General features: G+C 62.8%; 16 protein-coding genes. 6 read left to right on the top strand and 10 right to left on the bottom strand.

Going from position 1 to position 17212, the window contains the following annotated elements; translation table 11 throughout:
* Nucleotides 1–79: 79 nt before the first annotated feature.
* The 6 genes from kynU to K3G63_RS19090 form a co-directional block, all read right to left on the bottom strand.
* Entirely contained in the window at nucleotides 80–1363 is a 1284-nt protein-coding gene (gene kynU, locus K3G63_RS19115) for a kynureninase (RefSeq protein WP_220615739.1), read from the bottom strand.
* 252 nt (nucleotides 1364–1615) lie between these two features.
* Complete coding sequence (locus K3G63_RS19110) at nucleotides 1616–2917, bottom strand: hypothetical protein (RefSeq protein WP_220615738.1); 1302 nt, start codon at nucleotides 2915–2917, stop codon at nucleotides 1616–1618.
* A 40-nt stretch (nucleotides 2918–2957) separates the two neighbouring features.
* A complete protein-coding gene (locus tag K3G63_RS19105; RefSeq protein ID WP_220615737.1) occupies nucleotides 2958–3500 on the bottom strand; it encodes a hypothetical protein in 543 nt (180 codons plus the stop codon).
* Nucleotides 3501–3526: 26 nt separating this feature from the next.
* The gene (locus K3G63_RS19100; protein WP_220615736.1) at nucleotides 3527–4591 is read right to left on the bottom strand and encodes an amidohydrolase family protein; all 1065 of its coding nucleotides are present in this window, start codon (nucleotides 4589–4591) and stop codon (nucleotides 3527–3529) included.
* A gap of 25 nt (nucleotides 4592–4616) precedes the next feature.
* Nucleotides 4617–5000: a four helix bundle protein gene (locus tag K3G63_RS19095; protein WP_220615735.1), complete on the bottom strand. Its 384-nt coding sequence runs from the start codon at nucleotides 4998–5000 to the stop codon at nucleotides 4617–4619.
* A gap of 54 nt (nucleotides 5001–5054) precedes the next feature.
* Nucleotides 5055–5570 (bottom strand): 3-hydroxyanthranilate 3,4-dioxygenase, encoded by a 516-nt coding sequence (locus K3G63_RS19090; protein ID WP_220615734.1) that lies wholly within the window; start codon nucleotides 5568–5570, stop codon nucleotides 5055–5057.
* Nucleotides 5571–5717: 147 nt separating this feature from the next.
* Here K3G63_RS19090 and K3G63_RS19085 point away from each other — a divergent pair, with 147 nt between their 5' ends.
* Nucleotides 5718–6503, top strand: coding sequence for an SDR family oxidoreductase (locus K3G63_RS19085; RefSeq protein ID WP_220615733.1), 786 nt, complete (start codon nucleotides 5718–5720; stop codon nucleotides 6501–6503).
* A 19-nt stretch (nucleotides 6504–6522) separates the two neighbouring features.
* Here the strand turns inward: K3G63_RS19085 and K3G63_RS19080 are convergent, their stop codons facing one another.
* Nucleotides 6523–7068 (bottom strand): carbohydrate binding domain-containing protein, encoded by a 546-nt coding sequence (locus K3G63_RS19080; RefSeq protein ID WP_220615732.1) that lies wholly within the window; start codon nucleotides 7066–7068, stop codon nucleotides 6523–6525.
* Nucleotides 7069–7274: 206 nt separating this feature from the next.
* Between K3G63_RS19080 and K3G63_RS19075 the strand changes: the two genes are divergently transcribed.
* Both K3G63_RS19075 and K3G63_RS19070 read left to right on the top strand, forming a co-directional pair.
* Nucleotides 7275–8258 carry a glycosyltransferase family 2 protein gene (locus K3G63_RS19075; protein WP_220615731.1) on the top strand — a complete coding sequence of 328 codons (984 nt, stop codon included), beginning with the start codon at nucleotides 7275–7277 and terminating at the stop codon, nucleotides 8256–8258.
* The gene (locus K3G63_RS19070; RefSeq protein WP_220615730.1) at nucleotides 8255–10612 is read left to right on the top strand and encodes a hypothetical protein; all 2358 of its coding nucleotides are present in this window, start codon (nucleotides 8255–8257) and stop codon (nucleotides 10610–10612) included. The genes K3G63_RS19075 and K3G63_RS19070 overlap by 4 nt, the downstream gene beginning before the upstream one ends.
* Nucleotides 10613–10695: 83 nt before the next feature.
* On the opposite strand, the gene K3G63_RS19065 is transcribed toward K3G63_RS19070, so the two are convergent.
* From K3G63_RS19065 to K3G63_RS19055, 3 genes are all read right to left on the bottom strand, one after another.
* The gene (locus K3G63_RS19065) at nucleotides 10696–11235 is read right to left on the bottom strand and encodes a hypothetical protein (RefSeq protein WP_220615729.1); all 540 of its coding nucleotides are present in this window, start codon (nucleotides 11233–11235) and stop codon (nucleotides 10696–10698) included.
* A gap of 67 nt (nucleotides 11236–11302) precedes the next feature.
* Nucleotides 11303–11857, bottom strand: a complete 555-nt coding sequence (locus K3G63_RS19060) for a hypothetical protein (protein WP_220615728.1) — start codon at nucleotides 11855–11857, stop codon at nucleotides 11303–11305.
* A gap of 45 nt (nucleotides 11858–11902) precedes the next feature.
* Nucleotides 11903–13462, bottom strand: coding sequence for a glycosyltransferase family 39 protein (locus K3G63_RS19055; protein ID WP_220615727.1), 1560 nt, complete (start codon nucleotides 13460–13462; stop codon nucleotides 11903–11905).
* 158 nt (nucleotides 13463–13620) lie between these two features.
* Here K3G63_RS19055 and K3G63_RS19050 point away from each other — a divergent pair, with 158 nt between their 5' ends.
* From K3G63_RS19050 to K3G63_RS19040, 3 genes are read left to right on the top strand one after another with little or no spacing between them, the layout of a single operon-like run.
* Complete coding sequence (locus tag K3G63_RS19050) at nucleotides 13621–14376, top strand: class I SAM-dependent methyltransferase (protein WP_220615726.1); 756 nt, start codon at nucleotides 13621–13623, stop codon at nucleotides 14374–14376.
* A 32-nt stretch (nucleotides 14377–14408) separates the two neighbouring features.
* Nucleotides 14409–15362, top strand: a complete 954-nt coding sequence (locus tag K3G63_RS19045; protein ID WP_220615725.1) for a glycosyltransferase family 2 protein — start codon at nucleotides 14409–14411, stop codon at nucleotides 15360–15362.
* Between the two features lie 31 nt (nucleotides 15363–15393).
* Nucleotides 15394–16836, top strand: a complete 1443-nt coding sequence (locus K3G63_RS19040) for an aldehyde dehydrogenase (RefSeq protein WP_220615724.1) — start codon at nucleotides 15394–15396, stop codon at nucleotides 16834–16836.
* Nucleotides 16837–17212: the final 376 nt, after the last annotated feature.

Here is a 17212-nt window from a genome sequence, read left to right as displayed (position 1 = left end):
CTACGCCGCTGTTTTTCTTTACGCAGAACAGCCCCGGCCAGCGAAAAACTTTCCGCCGGGGCCAATATTCTATTAGCTCCTACCCCTGCCGGCCGGCCCACTCGGCCAGCACCTCCCCGACCCGGTACACGTCCTCGAAGGTGTTGTAGAGGGGCACGGGAGCCAGCCGAATCACGTTGGGCTCCCGCCAGTCGCCGATAACGCCCACGCTCATCAGGTGCTCGAACAACTCGCGCCCTTGCTGGTGCACCAGCAAGGACAGCTGGCACCCGCGCTGGGTGGGGTCGGCCGGCGTAATGATTTCGAGGCGCGTTTTGGGCAGCGCCAGGCGGGTGATGAGAAACTCCAGGTAGCCCGTCAGCCGCTCGCTTTTCTGGCGCAGGGCCGCCATGCCGCCAGCGGCTTCGTGGATGGCCAGCGCTGCCTCGTGCACGGCCATGGTCAGGATGGCACCGTTGGAAAGCTGCCAGCCGGCGGCCCCGCGCATGGGCCGGAAGCCTTTTTTCATCTTGAAGCGCTCCTTATCGTCGTAGCCCCACCAGCCGGCCAGGCGCACCAAGTCGGGCCGGTCAGCAAACCGCTCGTGCACGAAAGCGCCGGATACGCCGCCGGGGCCGGAGTTCAGGTATTTATAGGAACACCAGCAGGCAAAATCCACGTCCCAGTCGTGCAGGTGCAGCGGGATATTGCCAGCAGCGTGGGCCAGGTCGAAGCCCACCATAGCACCTACGGCGTGCCCCGCTTGGGTAATAGCGGCCATATCGTACACTTGCCCGGTGTAGTAGTTGATGCCGCCCATGAGCACGGTGCAGAGCGAGTCGCCCAGCTCCTCAATTTTAGCCAGAATGTCCTCGGTGCGCAGGGTATGCTCACCGGGGCGGGGCGTCAGCTCCACCAGGGCCTCGTCGGGGTCGAGGCCGCGCATGCGCACCTGAGTTTCCAGGGCATACTGGTCGGAGGGGAAAGCGCCGCCTTCCATCAGCACCTTGTAGCGGGTAGCAGTGGGCTGGTAGAAGGAAATGAGCAGCAGGTGCAGGTTGGTAGTGAGGTTGTTCATCACGACCACCTCCACGGGCTTGGCTCCCACAATGCGGGCCGAGGCCGCCTCCAGGCGCTGGTGAAAGTGCATCCAGGGCGTCTCGCCGCGGAAATGCCCCTCAACGGCCAGTTCCTGCCAGTTCTGAAACTGCTGCTCGGCCGCGGCGCGGGCCGTGCGGGGCTGCAGGCCCAGGGAGTTACCGCAGAAATAGAGGCTTTCCTGCCCATTCGGGGCGGGCGGAATCAGGAACTGCTGGCGGAAGTCGCGCAGTGGGTCCTGGGCATCCAGCTGGCGGGCAAAATCGAGGGTGGGTTCGAAGGTCATGGGTAGCAAAAATAGTGAATGAGTGCTTGAGTAAAGGAGCGAGGCGTATCAGGGCGGGAAAGCACGACGACGCCATCCTTCCCGACCCCAGGCTACCCCTTCGAGGGTGACTAGCTTCTTTCCATCCGTGCTGGGTAAGGGCTTGTCGGGGTAGCAAGCTTGGGCACAACGGAAGAATGGTGTCGATACCGGCTTAATGCGCCACATGCTCGCCCTGACACATTTCCCTCCATCACTCATTCACCGTTTCCCCTACTGCACCACGTAGAACTGGAGAAACCCTTCTAGCAGGTGGAACAGCATCACCATGTTGAAGACGTAGAGCAGCATCGTTACTTCAGCCTGCCAGCGCAGCTGCCGCCACGCCAGGTAGGCCAGCAAGTAGGCCGTCACGAGGCCAAAGTACCAGAGGGCCTGCGCAGTAGTGTAGGTATCGAAGTCGAGGGTGTACGCCCCAAATGCCTGCCAGAGCAGCATAGAGGCGGCTGCTAGCAGCAGGTAGCGCCGCCAGGGCCAGGCCGGCCGGGAACTCAAATAGGCCACCAGCACCACAAAAAACGGCGTAGTAAAAATGTAGCGCCCGATGTTCCAGACGCTGCCGGCCTGGTAAAGCAGAATGAACAGGAACACACTTACGCAGTAGCCCAGAGCAAACACCACCTCCGGGGGCAGCGCCGCTGCCACGGCACCGCCGCGCACCTGCTGCAGCCAGCGCCAGGCCAGTCCGCAGCACACGCCCACCGCCGCCACGCCCAGCCACAGGGCCAGGGCATCGAGCCAGAGCACGTTGATGCCGGAGGGGTCGGTGAGCGGGAAGACGGGCATCTGTAGAAAGTGGCCCCAGAAGCGCTGCGCCAGGGCAAAGGCAAACGGCTCGCCTACCTGCTGCCACTGCACGGTAGCCACCACCCCCACCGACAGCCCGAGGGCCAGCAGCCCCACCGCGCCCCAGCGCAAGGCCGTGCGGGCCTGGCCGGGCTGGGCGGCCCAGAGCAGCACCATAAAGAGCAGGGCCGGGGTGAACATGGTGCTGGCCGAGCGAGTCAGCCCGCAGCCCAGCAAACCCAAAAACCACCAGCCCAGCCGCTGCTGCCGCAGCCCTAGCACCAGCAGGGTGGCAAACACGAAGAACAGGGCCTCGGTGTAGGGCACGAGCATGAACAGCAGGGAGGGCGTGGAGGCCAGCAGCAGCCTAAGCCGGGCGGGTACCTGCAGCTGGTGAGTCAGCCAGGTAAACGCGGCCAGAAAGAGCCCGGCGTTAACCAGGCCGATGCCCAGCCGGTCAAGCCCGCTGAGGCGCCAGAAGTACGGAAACAGGGGGAAGAAGGCTACGTTGCTGGTGCTGGTAGTGGAGTAGGAGTAGCCTTCCCGGGCAATCTGCTCGTACCAGTACACGTCCCAGCGGTCGAGGGTAGCGGCAGAAGGCAGGTAGCGGATGATGCCAAAGTTGTAGAGGGCAGAGCCCAGCGCCGTGAGCAGCAGCACGTGCAGGGCCGTGAGCAGGACGCTTTGCGAGCGGGTAAGGCCTCCGGGGGGCAAACTAGTTTCGGCCACGAAATAAAAGTAAAGTACTACAAATCAGAATATTGCGCAGCTACTGCCACCCTTCCACCAGCAGGTCGTCAACCCAGGTGGGCTCTCCGTTGGCTTCGGCGTGCCACACGTAAAACTGCAGCTCATCGGAGGGGTCGAGGTCAGCGGGCAGGGCAATGTTTTTCTGCACTCGCTCCCACTGCTGGTAGCGCCGCACCACTTCCGACACTTCCAGGGCCCGCCAGATGTTGGGACGCCGGCCGTGGCAGTCAACCTGCACGACCAGCTTGGTTTTGCGAATCCGGCCGCTGGGCAGGTACACCCAGGCACTCAGGCGCAGGCGGCGGGGTAGTCCCTCGCACCGGGTGTTAGCCAGGGTGGTGCGGTAGACGCTGCCGTACTCGGCGCCGTTGCCCAGGCGGTAGGAGTAGCGGCCCGAGTGAGCCTGCTCGGCGTTCAGGAAGCCCGGCAGAGGATCAAACCAGCCTTCAAACTGTTCGAAATCAGATTGAATAAGCACGCAGGCTTCGTTGGCGGGTGGCTGGCAGCCCGGCAGCAGCCCCAGCAGCAAGCAGAGCAGCCCCTGAAAAGAACGTAATGGCATATAGAGGTAGTACCAAGCAGAGAATATTACAAGGAGAGGCCCGGCCCGAACCGGCTGGCTTCCAGCCCCAACCAGTCCAGGGCATTCTGGCCCAGCATCCGGGCTTTCACGTCGTCGGGGTACGGTAGGGAACGAATCAGCTCGCCGGGCACGGCCTCGCCCAGGGGGAAGGGGTAGTCGGTGCCGAGCGTGATTTTATCGGGTCCGATGGTTTGGGCCAGGTAGTCGAGCAGGCGCGGGTCGTGAACCAGGGAATCCACCCAGAAGCGGCCGAGGTAGTGGCTGGGGTGCACCGGGTTATCGACGGCACACAGATCGGGCCGCACCTCGAAGCCGTGGCCAATGCGCCCGATGGTAGTGGCAAACGTGCCGCCGCCGTGGGCCACGGCCACCCGCAGGCGCGGCAGCCGCTCCAGTACGCCCCCAAAAATGAGGGAGCACAGGGCGCGGGTGCTTTCGGCGGGCATGCCCACCAGCCAGGGCAGCCAGTACTTGGGCATCTGCTGCTGGCCCATCATGTCCCAGGGATGAATGAACACGCAGGCGCCCAGCTCCTCGGCGGCCTGAAACACGGGGAACAGCTCCGGCGCATCCAGGTTCCAGTCGTTGACGTGGGAGCCGATTTGCACGCCGGCCAGTCCCAGTTTCATGCAGCGCTCCAGCTCCTGCACGGCCAGGTCGGGGGCTTGCAGGGGTAGCGTGCCCAAGCCCACGAAGCGGGTAGGGTAGCGCCGCACCACGTCGGCCAGGTGGTCGTTCAGCAGCTGGCTTAAATCCAGCGTATCCAGGGGGCGGGCCCAGTAGCTGAACATCACGGGCACCGTGCTGAGCACCTGCACCTGGGTACCTAGCTGGTCGTACTCGCGCAGGCGTACCTCGGGGTCCCAGCAGTTATCCTGAACTTCGCGAAAAAACCGGTCGTCCTGCATCATGCGGGCGCAGCAGGGCCGGTGGTGTTCCAGCCGGATAAAGCCGCCGTACCCGTACCGCTCCCGCAGGTCGGGCCACCGCTCGGGCAGAATGTGGGTGTGAATGTCTATTGTTAATGAGGAATGAGGAATGAGGAGAGAAGAATTCTGCTGCGGATTCATAGCTAGTGGTGCTGGGCAAGCGGGCTCAGGATGGTTCGGTATCCTGGTCTTTCTCCTTTTTGATGCGGGTGGTGTTCAGAATGGCGCGTAGGATACGGCAGAGCTCTTCGCAGTCCGTTTGAATGCTAGTGAATGCCACGGGGGTCAGGGTTTCGGTGGCTGCCAGCAGCTTCAACCAATAGTTTGTTTCGCGGGCTTCTTTGTAGGCAATACTGATTTTATGAGAGAAATCAGCTTTGGAAATGGCCCCAACAGCTTCTTCCACATTAGCTCCAATGGAGGTACCGGAGCGCAGCAGTTGTTTAGCCAAAACATACTCGTGCTGGTCGGTCCGCAAATGCCGGCACAATCGCACGATTCTAACGGCAAAGGCAAACGACTTGACGGCAACAGTATTTTCAGCGTCCATAGGTGGTCGGCATCTGGGCAAGCCTATTCCTCACTCTTCATTCCTCATTCTTCACTACAGGGGCGGGGCTTCCATGTAGGTGCCGCACACAGAGCAGGTGCGTAGCGCATCAGAGGCCCAGAACCGGTTCATGATGGGGGGCAGCTGAGCCACGATGTCGGTGATTTCGGCAAACTCCTCGTGAAGCTTGTGGCCGCAGTTCTCGCAGTACCACTGAAAACCGTCCAGCTCGCCGGGGGTGCGGTAGCGCTCCAGCACCAGCCCCACCGAGCCGGCCGGGCGGCGCGGCGAGTGGGGCACCCCGGCCGGGAGCAGGAACATGCTGCCGGCTTTAATCTCAATATCGACCGGCTTACCGTCTTCGATAACCTTTACCACGATGTCGCCCTCTAGCTGCAGGAACAGCTCCTCGCCCTCGTCCACGTGGTAGTCTTTGCGGGCGTTGGGGCCGCCCACTACCATCACAATGAAATCCTTGTTATCCTTGAATACCTGCTGGTTACCAACGGGGGGCTTGAGCAGGTGGCGGTGCTCCTCAATCCACTGCTGAAAGTTGAAAGGCCGAATCATAAAGCGAGGCGCTGGGGTGAAGACATGGGTAGGCAACGGGTGCCTCACGGCAAATAACGACATTCCCGCGTATCGGGGCCACCGACTTTACCTGCATATTTGGCCGGTAGCTCACGGCTTTCCCTTCTTCCCTTACCTTATTCACCGATGGACTTACTTTCTCGTCGCGCCCTGGTGGGCGGCAGCACCCAAGGAATTGGCCGGGCCGTGGCCGAGGAGCTGGCCCGGCGCGGGGCCACCCTCACGCTGGTAGCCCGCAACGAAGATGCCCTGCGCGCGGTAGCCGCCGCCCTGCCTACCCCCGCCCAACAGCCGCACGATTTCATTGTGGCCGATTTCAGCTCCCCTGCCACCCTGGCCCAACGGGTGCAGCAGTATCTGGAGCAGAATGCATCTGGCTTCGATATTCTGGTCAACAACACGGGCGGCCCGGCTGGCGGCCCCCTAGTGGAGGCGCCGGTGGAAGCATTTCGGGCCGCGTTTGAGCAGCACGTGGTATGCAACCACCTGCTGGCCCAAGCCTTGGTGCCGGGCATGCGCCAGCGCCGGTGGGGGCGCATTATCAACATTATCAGCACCTCCGTAAAGCAGCCGCTGCCGGGGCTGGGCGTGTCGAACACCATTCGGGGGGCCGTGGGCAACTGGGCCAAAACCCTGGCCAACGAGCTGGCCACCGACGGCATCACCGTCAATAACGTGCTGCCCGGTGCCACCGTCACGCAGCGCCATACCTCCCTCATTGCCAAGAAAGTAGAAGAAACCGGGCAGACCACCGAGGAAGTGGAGGCGGCCATGCTGCGCGGCATTCCGGCCGGCCGCTTCGGGCAGGCCCGGGAGGTAGCGGCGGCCGTGGCCTTTCTGGCCTCGGAAGCCGCTGCCTACATCACGGGCATCAACGTGCCCGTGGATGGGGGGCGCACCAGCAGCCTGTAGCGCAGCCGCGTAGCCCGCTTTACTCAGCCGTAATGGTTAGGTCGTCGAGGTAGGCAGGTTGGGCGGCGCTGTTGCGCCAGAGGTACACCTTTAGCTCGTGGCTGGCTTGCAGGCCGGCGGGCAGGGTGTATTCCTTGCTAATCTGCTCCCACTGCCCCGGCGTTTTCACCTGCTCGGCGAAGTGCAGTGGCTCCCAGTACAGCTGCTGGTTGCCCTGGGCGGGGTCCGTGACCTGCACAACCAGCGTGGCCGAGCCGTCGGGGCCCTCCCGGCGGGCCCAGCCCCGTACCGTGAGCTTGCGCATGCGGGCAGTGCTGGCCTTCCCCAGCAGGTTGGCGTACCCCAAACTGTACTCCACGGCGTTGTCGACCTTCACGGCAAACCGGCCCGAGTGCGCTTTCTCGGTAGTCAGCGACGGAACGGCGGGGCCCCAGCCATCCACGGCCTCGAAGTCGTTGTAGGTTACGCGGTGGCCCGTTTCTTCGGTGGCGGGAGCAGTAGAGCAGGCGGTGAGCCCTAACAGCAGCGCGGCACCGGCCGGCCGGAAAACAGAAAGTGGCAGCATAAGAAGTCGGTGAGCTTCGGAAAGAAGCCCGGACAAAGATAGAAGCTACCCGCAGCTGCCCAATCCATTTCGCGCGACCCGCCCATTGACCATCGTCCTTTTTTGGAATACCGTAGTTTTGGCCAACTTTGGCGGGGCTGCGGCCCCGGGGCGGAGACCTTCCGCCCGTTACTCCACTGAGCCGCCCACCGGGCCCCTCCCCTTGCATGAAGATATCCGTTGTTATTCCGGCTTATAATGAAGAGGAGAACTTGCCAGAAGTGGCCGCCCGCGTGAAAGAGCACCTGGCCGGACGCTACGAGCGGGAGTTAATTTTCGTGGACGACGGCAGCCGCGACGGCACCCAGCGCGTGCTGCGCGAGCTGCGCGCCCAGGACCCGGAAATTCACTACGTGCTGCTCTCCCGCAACTTCGGCCACCAGAGCGCCCTGCGCGCCGGTATCGACTACGCCACCGGCGACTGTGTTATTTCCCTCGATGCCGACCTGCAGCACCCCCCCCGCCTGCTACCCGAGTTGCTGGGCCACTGGCTGGACGGCTACGATATTGTGTACACCCAGCGCCAGGACGACGAGCGCCTACCCTGGCTTAAGCGCCAGACCTCCAGCGCCTTTTACCGGGTAATGAACGGCTTGTCCAGCGTCGACTTTGAGCCGGGCACGGCCGACTACCGCCTCATCGACCGGCGCGTGGCCGACGTGGTGCGCTCCAGCCCCGATGTAGACTTGTTTCTGCGGGGCTTCGTGCACTGGGCAGGCTTCCGGCAGAAGCGCGTGGCCTACACCCCCGATGCCCGCTTCCGGGGCACCACCAAGTACACGGTGCGCAAAATGGTAAAGCTGGCCCTCAACGGTATTACGTCCTTTAGCGTGCGGCCCCTGCATTTTGCCACCCTGGCCGGCGTGGGCGTTTCGGGGCTGGCGTTTCTCTACGCCCTCTACGCGCTGTTTATCCTGATTTTCACTGATGACGCGGTACCCGGCTGGGCCTCGGTGCTGATCAGCGTGCTGTTCATTGGTGGCATTCAGCTGCTCGTGCTGGGCATTATGGGCGAATACCTGGGCAAGCTTTTCATCCAGGCCAAGCAGCGCCCGCCCTACCTGGTCAGCGAAACGGACTCCGGACTGCCGGCCCCCGCCGGTGCCCCGCGTCCTCGTACTCCTTTCTCTCCTTCTGACGCTTCCCTATGATTTCGCCCCGGCCGCTGGCCCGCCGCTCCGCCTTTTCCTCCGACCTGTATTGGCTGCTGGGGCTGGTGGCGCTGCACGTACTGGTGCTGTGGTTCCGCGTGGGACCCATTCTGCTCCACCCTTCCGAGTATTTGTTCACCACCGGCGGCGACGGTATCAAGTCGTACTTTGCCCTGCTCTACTATTTGCAGGCCGATGCCGGGGTGCAGTTTACCGGCATGCACTACCCCTACGGCGAGCTGCTGACTTTTACCGATGGATTTCCGCTGCTGGCCTGGGCGCTTAAAGCTTGGAAAAACGCCTTTGGAATTACTCTTTCCCAAGCAGTAGCGGCCTTTAACCTTACGGTGCTGCTTTCCTCCGTACCCACCACGCCGCTGGTATTCGCCCTGCTCCGGCGCGGGGGCGTGGGGCGCTGGTTTGGCGCCGCCGCTACCCTGGCCATTGTCTTTCTGGCCCCGCAGTTTCACCGCATCGGCGCGGGGCACTACACCCTGGCCCTGCCGTTTGTAGTGCCCTTGCTCTGGTACCTGCAGCTGCGGCTGCTGGAGGCCGCAACCCGGGCAGCCCGCCTGCAGTGGCTGGTGCTCTACGTGGTAACTACCCTGCTGGTCACGCTGGTACACCCGTATTACCTGCTGCACGCCCTGCTGCTGCCGGCCGCTACGGCTCTGGTGCTGGCCGCGCAGCGCCTGGCAGCCCGCCAGGGCCAGTGGTGGGCCCAGCCGGCCTGGCTGCTGGCGGCGGGCCTGCTGCCGCCGGTGCTGTTCCAAACTTGGATTGGCTTGCTCGACCCCATCACCGACCGGCCCATCAACCCCTACGGCTTCTTTGTCTACCACACGAACGTGGCGGGCGTGTTTGGGCCTTCCATTGAGCCGTTTGCCGCCGTGTTCAAGTTTATCTTCCACACCTCCGACCCCATTATGGAGGGCAAGGCCTACGTGGGGCTGGTGGTAGGGCTGGGGGTAGGGCTGTGGCTGCTGCGCGTGGGCTGGCACCTGGTGCACCGCCGCTGGCGCGGGGTGCTGCGCCCGGCCCTGCCTGCGATGTTGCAGCCTACGGTGTGGGCCGCGTGGCTGGTGCTGGCATTTTCCATGTGCCTGCCGTTCATTCTGCCCGGCTTCGACCGGCTGCTGGACTGGCTGCCGGCGCTTAAGCAGTTTCGTTCCCTGGGCCGCTTCGCCTGGATTTTCTATTACGTGGCGGCCGTGCTGGCCGCCGTGCAGTACTGGCAGCTGTACCGCTTCCTGCGCCAGCGCCGGGCCGCACGCCTGGGCCAGCTGCTGCTGGTGGCTGTGGCGGGCGTGTGGTTGCTGGAAGCCAAGTACCAGCTCAAGGAGCTGACTGCCCCGCTGCTGCCCAACCGCGTGGCCGATACCTTTTTGCAGCCGGGCGGCAACTACGCCGAAACCCTGGCCCGCGCCGGCCACTACCCCGATCAGTACCAGGCTATTCTGCCCCTGCCCTACTACTCGCTGGGGTCGGAGAAGTTTGACCTGGGCGGCGGAGGGGTAGGCACGGCCGAAAGCTTCCGGGCGGCCCTGAGCCTGCAGCGGCCTATTGCCGCCACCATGATGTCGCGCACGTCCACGGAGCAGACGCTGCGGCTACTGGAGCTGTTTTCCTCCGACCTCACGCCCAAATCCTGGCCCGGCCGCCTACCCTCCCGCCAGCCTCTGCTAGTAGTGGCCTCCCGCCTCGACTCGCTGCGGCCCGCGGAGAAGGCTCTGCTTCAGCGCGGGGCTGTTTTGCTGACTACTACGCCGCTGGTAAAGCTCTATGAGCTGCCGCTCCGCGCCTTTGCCACCAGCCGGCCGGCCGCGGAGCGGGCCTGGTTTGCCGCGCACCAAAACGAGTTGCTCCGCCAAGGGCAGCTCTGGCGCACGGTGGCCGGGCCGGGCGTGGTGTGGCGCACTTTCCAAGATGCTACCGCGCCCGGCAGCGTCAGCTTTACCCGCCCCGGGGCGGCCCACGCCGACAAGGGTATGCTTCCGGTTTTTGACGGGGTGCTACCCGGCGCCGCCGACACTACCTCCTACGAGCTCAGCATCTGGGCCTACGCCAAAACCACCGACTGGATGCCCTACCTCAGCTACCGCCAGCTTAGCCCTACCGGCCAAGAGGTGGAACGGGTAGAGCGCTCTTTGAAAGAATCCACGGAAATTCACGGCGACTGGGTCCGCTTTACCCTACCCATCCGCCTGCAGAACCGCGCCAACCGCATTGTGGTGGAAATGGGTGGCGACGATATTGTGGTCGATGACCTGCTGATTCGGCCCCGCACTACTCACGTGTACTGGCTGGATGCCCGTCAGCAGCCTGTGCTGGATGGCTTTCCGCTGGCCCGCTAAACAAGGTCAAATCATGTAGCAAAAGCGGCTGCCCCTATCCGGAGCAGCCGCTTTTCTTATTCCAGGGCTAACAAGTAGTTGAGTTACTCGGCCGCCGTCACGTTCAGGTCGTCGAGGTATACGGGCAGGGGGCCGCCGGTGCGCCACAGGTACATCACAAACTTGCTGGTCGGCGACACATTTTCGGGCACGGCCAGCTCGTTGTTAATTTCTATCCACTTGCCGTACTGGCCTTTCACGGCCGGGCCCAGGTCGAGGCCGTCCCACACGGCGGGCTTAGCATCGGGGGCCGTGTCGCTGATAACCGTTACCAGCTTGGCACCAGCCTGCGCGCTCGGCACGAACACCCAGGCGTTGACTTTGATTTTCTTGACGCGCGTATCGTGCATCTTACCCAGCAGGTTGGAGTACGTGCGGCTATACTCGGTGCTACCGTCTACCTTCAACGAGTACCGCCCGGAGTGCGCTTTCTCGCGCGTTACGGAAGCGGTGTTTTGGTCACCCAGCCACCCGTCCAAGCTTTCAAAATCATTTGATACCAGGGTGTCAGGACTGTTGGCCGGGGTCTTTTCACCACAGCCGGCCAGGCTCAGCAGCAGCAGGGCCCAGGGTAGTTTTTTCATCACGCGAAAGAAGTGCTAAGGGGTTCAGAATGTAAAAGTAATGGTATTTCGCGGGCCTCCGTTACCCTTATTTTAACTCTGCCAGCTGCCAGTCATCGGCGTACACGGGTTGCTGGGCCGTGCCGTTCCAGAGGTAGAGGGCCAAGCGGGTGTTGCGGTTCACGGTGCCGGGTACATCAATCTCGCGGCGCACCTGTTTCCACTTGCCGTAGGGTCCACGGTCGGTCAGGTACACGTTTTTGTGCAGCAAGGGGTGCTCCGGGTCGTCGGGCGAGGTAAGGGCCAGAATGAGGGTGGCTTCGTCTTCGGGCCGGGGCACCCACACCCAGGCGCTGAAGATGAACTTGCGGGGCTTGGTGGTGCACAGCTGCCCCAGGGTGCCGTGGTAGGTAAGCGAGTACTGATTTTGCGCATCGACGCGCACGGCGTAGCGGCCGGTGTGCGCTTTTTCGGTGGTTAGCGAGGGGGGCACCTGCTCAGCAAAGCCCAGAATATTCTCAAAACTGCTGCTAACCATTACCCGCTCGCGCACTTCTGGCCGGGCGGGCGCGCCGGTGCAGCTACTCAGGGCAGCTAGCGCACTGCTCATTACCCACATTCCGCCGCGCATCATTCGTACCATATACCTCTAGCTACCTTCTATTTCAGGATGTTACTTGCCGTAGCGCTACCAGGTCCGCCGCATGTCCCGACGCCGCAGTACCACAGCCGGCTGCAGGGCCAGGGGTTCGAAGGCAGCGTTCAGCGCCTCCTGCTGGGGCGCCAGCTTTTCGTACACGGCCGGGGCCATGAGCACGTATTCCAGGCTGTCGGTGGCCATTTCATCCAGCAGATTATCGGGCGTTAGCTTATCGACCTCGTACTGCCAGTTTCGGCCGCGCCGGTCAAAGTACACCAGCCCGAGGTTGGGGGCCGGGTCGTTAAAGAGAAGCACTTGGGCCTGCGGCGGCACGCCGGCACGGCGCAGTAAGTCGGCCCCGCCGCGCATCCACTCGTAGGCATACGGGCTGAAGGGTGGGTACTCGTCGCTCATGCGGCGCTGCAGGCGGGTGTAGCCCTGGACCACGAACACCACCGCCAGCCCGGCCAGCCCGGCCGTGGTAGCGTAGCGCACCCAGCCGGTGTAGCGGGCAATATTGAGCAGGGCCAACACCAGCAACAGCACCGCCGGCGGAATAAACGAGCAGATAAAGTAGTAGTCGTGCACGCCCATTTGGGCACCCATCAGCTGAAAAAACAGGTAGCTGATGGCGGCCGTCGCCAGCAGCAGCAGCGTGAGGGGCAGGTGGCGCCGCAGGTTGGGCCAGGCAAACACCAGCAGCAGCGCCCCGCACACGGCCAGCACGCGGTACTGAGTGTTGGTGGCATACTCAGCCAGCCAGTCGCGGCGGATGTAAAACCACACCTGCTGGCGCACGTCGTCATCGGTGATGGGCCGGGCTTCGGCCAGAAACTGCCCCGACTGGTAGGTGGCGTTCAGGTGTTGGTTGTGCACGAAAAAGGCCACAATCAGCCCCACCCCCGCCAACACAGCCCCCAGCAGCTGCCGCCGCTGCCGCACTGTAAGCAGGGGCTCAGCGGCCAAATACTCCCAGCCCAGCGTGAGGCCCACCAGCGCCGCCAAGTGCAGACTGGTAGTAGTTTTGATCAGGCCCGCCAGCGTCAGTACGGCCACGGCCACCAGCAAGTCGCGGAAAGTGCGCTGCTCGAAAAACCGCAGCCAGTAGTAGTAGCCCACAAAGCTCAGGCTCAGGCTAACGGGGTCGGGTAGGTAGCTAACGGCATAAAACGCAAAAAACGGAGAGGACAGCAGAAACGCCCCCGGCACCAGCGCCGCCACAAAGTGCCCCGTGCGCTCGTAAATCAGCCGGAACAGGTAGTAAAACCCGACCACGGCTACGGCCGCATCAATAGCCCGGAAGGCGCCGTTGATATTCTCGCGCCCAACTACCAGCCCGCACAGGGCCGCCAGGTAGGACGGGAGCGGAAACTCTACCCCCGTAATGCCGCCGATAGAATTCAAGGACGAAGTCCGGGGTTTGAAAAAGTTGAAGCCGTAGTCGTAGAAGTTCACGGCCAGCGCCAGCCGGTCGGCTTGGGCCCAGGCGTGGGGCCCTACGGGCAGCGTACCCAGAAAGGGCACGTAGAAAGCCAGCCCTACCCCAATAAATAACAATAAGGCTGCAATATGAAAGGGACGAGCCCTTAGCACCGAAAGAAATGGCATACGTAGGCGAGTGCGCCGGACTTCCGGGCTCAGTTGGCGCAAAAGTACATGGTTCACTGCTTCCGGCAACCCCGTGTTCGGAGCCAATTATTCTCCTTCTGGCTTAGCTGGGCCGCAAGTACTAGGTATGGTGTTTTCTCATTCCGTACTTTCGCCGTATGCAAGTTCAATACGAAGCACTCTACCATCAATTAGAAGAAAATCACTGGTGGTTTCGGGGCCGGCGCGACAGTGTGTTTGATCAGATCAAGCAGCTACGCCTGCCCACTACTGCGGCTATTCTGGAAATTGGGTGTTCCGGTGGCCCCTTGCAGCAGCAGCTACGCCAAGCGGGCTTTCACCACCTGACGGGCATCGACATCAGCGAAACGGCTATTGCCCTGGCTCACCAGCGCCAGATTCCGAACGTATCGGTGATGGACGGGGCCCGGCTGGACTTCCCGGATGCTTCTTTTGACCTAGTGGTAGCCTCTGACGTGCTGGAGCACATCGAGGACGAGCAGCAGGCCCTGCGCGAGTGGCGGCGGGTGCTGCGCCCCGGCGGACAGCTGCTGGTGTACGTACCAGCCTATCCCCAGCTCTGGAGCCAGCACGATGTGGTAAACCGCCACTTCCGCCGCTACACTGGCGCTACCCTAAAACAGGCTCTGCAAGCTAGCCAGCTGCAGGTACTGCGCCAGTCGTACTGGAACTTCGCCCTGTTTTTCCCCACCTACCTGATTCGGCAGGCCCAGCGCTTAACCAGTGGCAGCAAGCCCGCCGACGAGGCCGGCACCGGCGACCTGGCAGCCCTGCCCCAGCCCCTAAACCGCTCCCTCATCTGGCTGCTGCAGGCCGAGAACCGCTTGCTGCGCCACATCAACCTGCCAGTGGGCGTGAGCGTTTTCGCCCTGGCCCGTAAGCCAGCCGCCTGATGCAGCCGGCCGCTTTTCCACCCGTTCGCCCCGTGGACCTGTCCGTTATCATCCCGATTTACAACGAGGAAGCCAACATTCCGGCGCTCTACGAACGCCTGCGCGGAGTTCTGGACCCCATGCAGTTGCCGGGTGGCTACGAGTTTATCTTTATCAATGACGGTTCCCGCGACCAGTCGCTGGCCCTGATTCAGACCCTGGCCCTGCGCGACCCGCGGGTGCGCTACCTGGATTTCAGCCGCAACTTCGGGCACCAGATTGCCGTGACGGCCGGCCTCGACCGGGCCGAAGGCCAGGCTGTCTGCATTATCGATGCCGATTTGCAGGACCCGCCGGAGCTGATTCCGCAGCTGTTGCAAAAGCTCCAGGAAGGCTACGAGGTAGTATACGCCAAACGCCGCTCCCGCCAGGGCGAAAGCGCCGCCAAAAAGCTCACGGCTAAGCTCTTCTACCGCATTCTGGCCAGTATTACGCACATTTCCATCCCCGTGGATACCGGCGACTTCCGCGTGATTTCCCGCAAGGTGGTGGAAGCCCTGCGCCGCATGCCGGAACAGAACAAATTTATCCGGGGCCAGATTTCCTGGATTGGCTACCGCCAGACGTACCTGGAGTACGACCGGGCCGAGCGGGCGGGCGGGGCTACCGGCTACACCTACCGCAAAATGCTCAAGCTGGCCCTCGATGGCATCACGGCCTTTTCCGACGTGCCCCTGAAGGCGGCTACCGTGAGCGGCTTTATCGTATCGGGCATTGCCTTTTTAGTGATGCTTTACACGCTCTACTCCCGCTTCGTAACGGAGAAGTACGAGCCGGGCTGGCCTTCCCTGATGGTAAGCATCCTGTTTCTGGGGGGCGTGCAGCTGATAGCCGTGGGCATCATCGGCGAATACATTGCCCGCCTTTCCGCCAACGTGCGGCAGCGGCCCTTGTATATTGTGTCAGATTCCAACCTACCCGAGCCCCCGGCCCAGCCCCAGCGGTAAGCCAGCAGCCGGGCACCCCCTTCCCCGGCCTATGGTACAGCTGCAGAACTTCATCAACGGCGAATTCCGGGCGCCCGTCGCGGGTTGCTACCTCCCCCTGCTGAACCCGGCTACCGGCCGGGTATTTGGGCAAGTGCCGGACTCCGCGGCCGCGGACGTAAACCTGGCCGTGCAGGCAGCCACGGCGGCCTTCCCCGCGTGGCGGGCCGTACCGGCCGAGGAGCGGGGCCGGCGGCTGGTTCGGCTCTCGGAGCTGATCGACCAGAACCTGGAAACCCTGGCCCGGGCCGAAAGTCAGGATAACGGCAAGCCCCTGAGCCTGGCCCGCACCCTGGATATTCCGCGGGCAGCCAGCAACTTTGCCTTCTTTGGCACGGCAGCCCAGCACTTCGCCACCGAAACTCACTTGCAGGAAGGGGTGGCGCTTAATTACACGGTGCGCCACCCGCTGGGCGTAGTAGCGTGCATTTCGCCCTGGAACCTGCCGCTCTACCTCTTCACCTGGAAGATAGCGCCCGCGCTGGCCGCCGGCTGCTGCGTGGTGGCCAAGCCTTCGGAAGTAACCCCGTACACGGCCTATCTGCTCAGCGAGTTAAGCCGGGAGGCGGGTTTGCCGCCGGGCGTGCTCAACATTGTGCACGGCACCGGCCCTGGCGCCGGCCAGGCGCTGGTAGAGCACCCGGGCATCAAGGCCATCAGCTTTACCGGGGGTACGGCCACCGGAGCCCACATTGCCCGCACGGCGGCTCCGCAGTTCAAAAAACTTTCCCTGGAGCTAGGCGGCAAGAATCCCAATATCATCTTCGCCGACTGCGACCTGGCGGAGGCCGTGCAAACCAGCCTCCGCAGCTCCTTTGCCAACCAGGGCCAGATTTGCCTCTGCGGTTCCCGTATCTTGGTGGAGCGCTCTATTTACGAGCCGTTCAAGGCTGCCTTCCTGACGAAAGTCCGGGAGCTGACCGTCGGCGACCCGCTGGAGGCTGGCACGCAGCAAGGAGCCATTGTTAGCGAGGCGCACCTACGCAAAATTCTGGGCTACATTAAGTTGGCACACCAGGAAGGTGGTCGTTTGCTGATTGGCGGCGAGCAGGTGCAGCTGCCGGGGCGCTGCGCAGAAGGATATTTTCTGCAGCCCACCGTGTTTGAAGGTCTGGCCCCCGACTGCCGTGTAAACCAGGAAGAAATCTTTGGCCCCGTGGTTACGCTCACGCCCTTCGATGACGAAGCGCAGGCCCTGGTCTGGGCCAACGGCACCGACTACGGCCTCTCCGCCACCATCTGGACCCGCGACCTGGCCCGCGCCCACCGGGTGGCTCACCAGCTGCAGGCCGGGGTAGTATGGGTGAATACCTGGCTGCACCGCGACCTGCGCACGCCCTTCGGCGGGATGAAGAATTCGGGCCTGGGACGGGAGGGTGGGCTGGAAGCTCTACGCTTCTTCACCGAGCCGCAGAATGTGTGCGTTTGGCTGTAGGGTCATTTGCCAGAAATTTACATCCTAACCCGACAGGGAGGAGTTTCCTCCGTTCAGGGTAGTCAGGGGTAGGGCCGTCTCCTGTAGCTGTTTCAGGCTCTGATACCGGCCGCGCGCTAAACCTCTTCCATCGAGCCCCCATCGGGCAGATGCAGGAAGTAGACTACCGTATTCTTGTACCGGTAGGCTTCTATTCTTGTGGCCGTGCTAAGAGGAAAGTCTAGAGTAAGCTATTCCTCCTACGGGGTTAGTAGGCGGGTATCGTTGAGCTCGCCTACCAAAGGTACAGCTCCGGGGTAAAAACCTTGCGCTATAGCCCGGACTTCGGCTAACGGAGCACCAGGCCCTGTCTGTTGCCGCTCCGGCAGGGCCAATA

The organism is Hymenobacter sp. HSC-4F20 (assembly GCF_019599275.1).
Lineage (GTDB): Bacteria > Bacteroidota > Bacteroidia > Cytophagales > Hymenobacteraceae > Hymenobacter.
The sequence above is the reverse complement of the archived record's forward strand: the minus strand, read 5'-3'. Positions and strand labels throughout refer to the sequence as shown.

What these genes read in the sequence shown, in the direction of transcription:
- kynU (WP_220615739.1), bottom strand. Translation starts at nt 1,363, where the DNA reads ATGACCTTCGAACCCACCCTCGATTTTGCCCGCCAGCTGGATGCCCAG.
- K3G63_RS19105 (WP_220615737.1), bottom strand. Translation starts at nt 3,500, where the DNA reads ATGCCATTACGTTCTTTTCAGGGGCTGCTCTGCTTGCTGCTGGGGCTG.
- K3G63_RS19100 (WP_220615736.1), bottom strand. Translation starts at nt 4,591, where the DNA reads ATGAATCCGCAGCAGAATTCTTCTCTCCTCATTCCTCATTCCTCATTA.
- K3G63_RS19095 (WP_220615735.1), bottom strand. Translation starts at nt 5,000, where the DNA reads ATGGACGCTGAAAATACTGTTGCCGTCAAGTCGTTTGCCTTTGCCGTT.
- K3G63_RS19090 (WP_220615734.1), bottom strand. Translation starts at nt 5,570, where the DNA reads ATGATTCGGCCTTTCAACTTTCAGCAGTGGATTGAGGAGCACCGCCAC.
- K3G63_RS19085 (WP_220615733.1), top strand. Translation starts at nt 5,718, where the DNA reads ATGGACTTACTTTCTCGTCGCGCCCTGGTGGGCGGCAGCACCCAAGGA.
- K3G63_RS19080 (WP_220615732.1), bottom strand. Translation starts at nt 7,068, where the DNA reads ATGCTGCCACTTTCTGTTTTCCGGCCGGCCGGTGCCGCGCTGCTGTTA.
- K3G63_RS19075 (WP_220615731.1), top strand. Translation starts at nt 7,275, where the DNA reads ATGAAGATATCCGTTGTTATTCCGGCTTATAATGAAGAGGAGAACTTG.
- K3G63_RS19070 (WP_220615730.1), top strand. Translation starts at nt 8,255, where the DNA reads ATGATTTCGCCCCGGCCGCTGGCCCGCCGCTCCGCCTTTTCCTCCGAC.
- K3G63_RS19065 (WP_220615729.1), bottom strand. Translation starts at nt 11,235, where the DNA reads ATGAAAAAACTACCCTGGGCCCTGCTGCTGCTGAGCCTGGCCGGCTGT.
- K3G63_RS19060 (WP_220615728.1), bottom strand. Translation starts at nt 11,857, where the DNA reads ATGGTACGAATGATGCGCGGCGGAATGTGGGTAATGAGCAGTGCGCTA.
- K3G63_RS19055 (WP_220615727.1), bottom strand. Translation starts at nt 13,462, where the DNA reads ATGCCATTTCTTTCGGTGCTAAGGGCTCGTCCCTTTCATATTGCAGCC.
- K3G63_RS19050 (WP_220615726.1), top strand. Translation starts at nt 13,621, where the DNA reads ATGCAAGTTCAATACGAAGCACTCTACCATCAATTAGAAGAAAATCAC.
- K3G63_RS19040 (WP_220615724.1), top strand. Translation starts at nt 15,394, where the DNA reads ATGGTACAGCTGCAGAACTTCATCAACGGCGAATTCCGGGCGCCCGTC.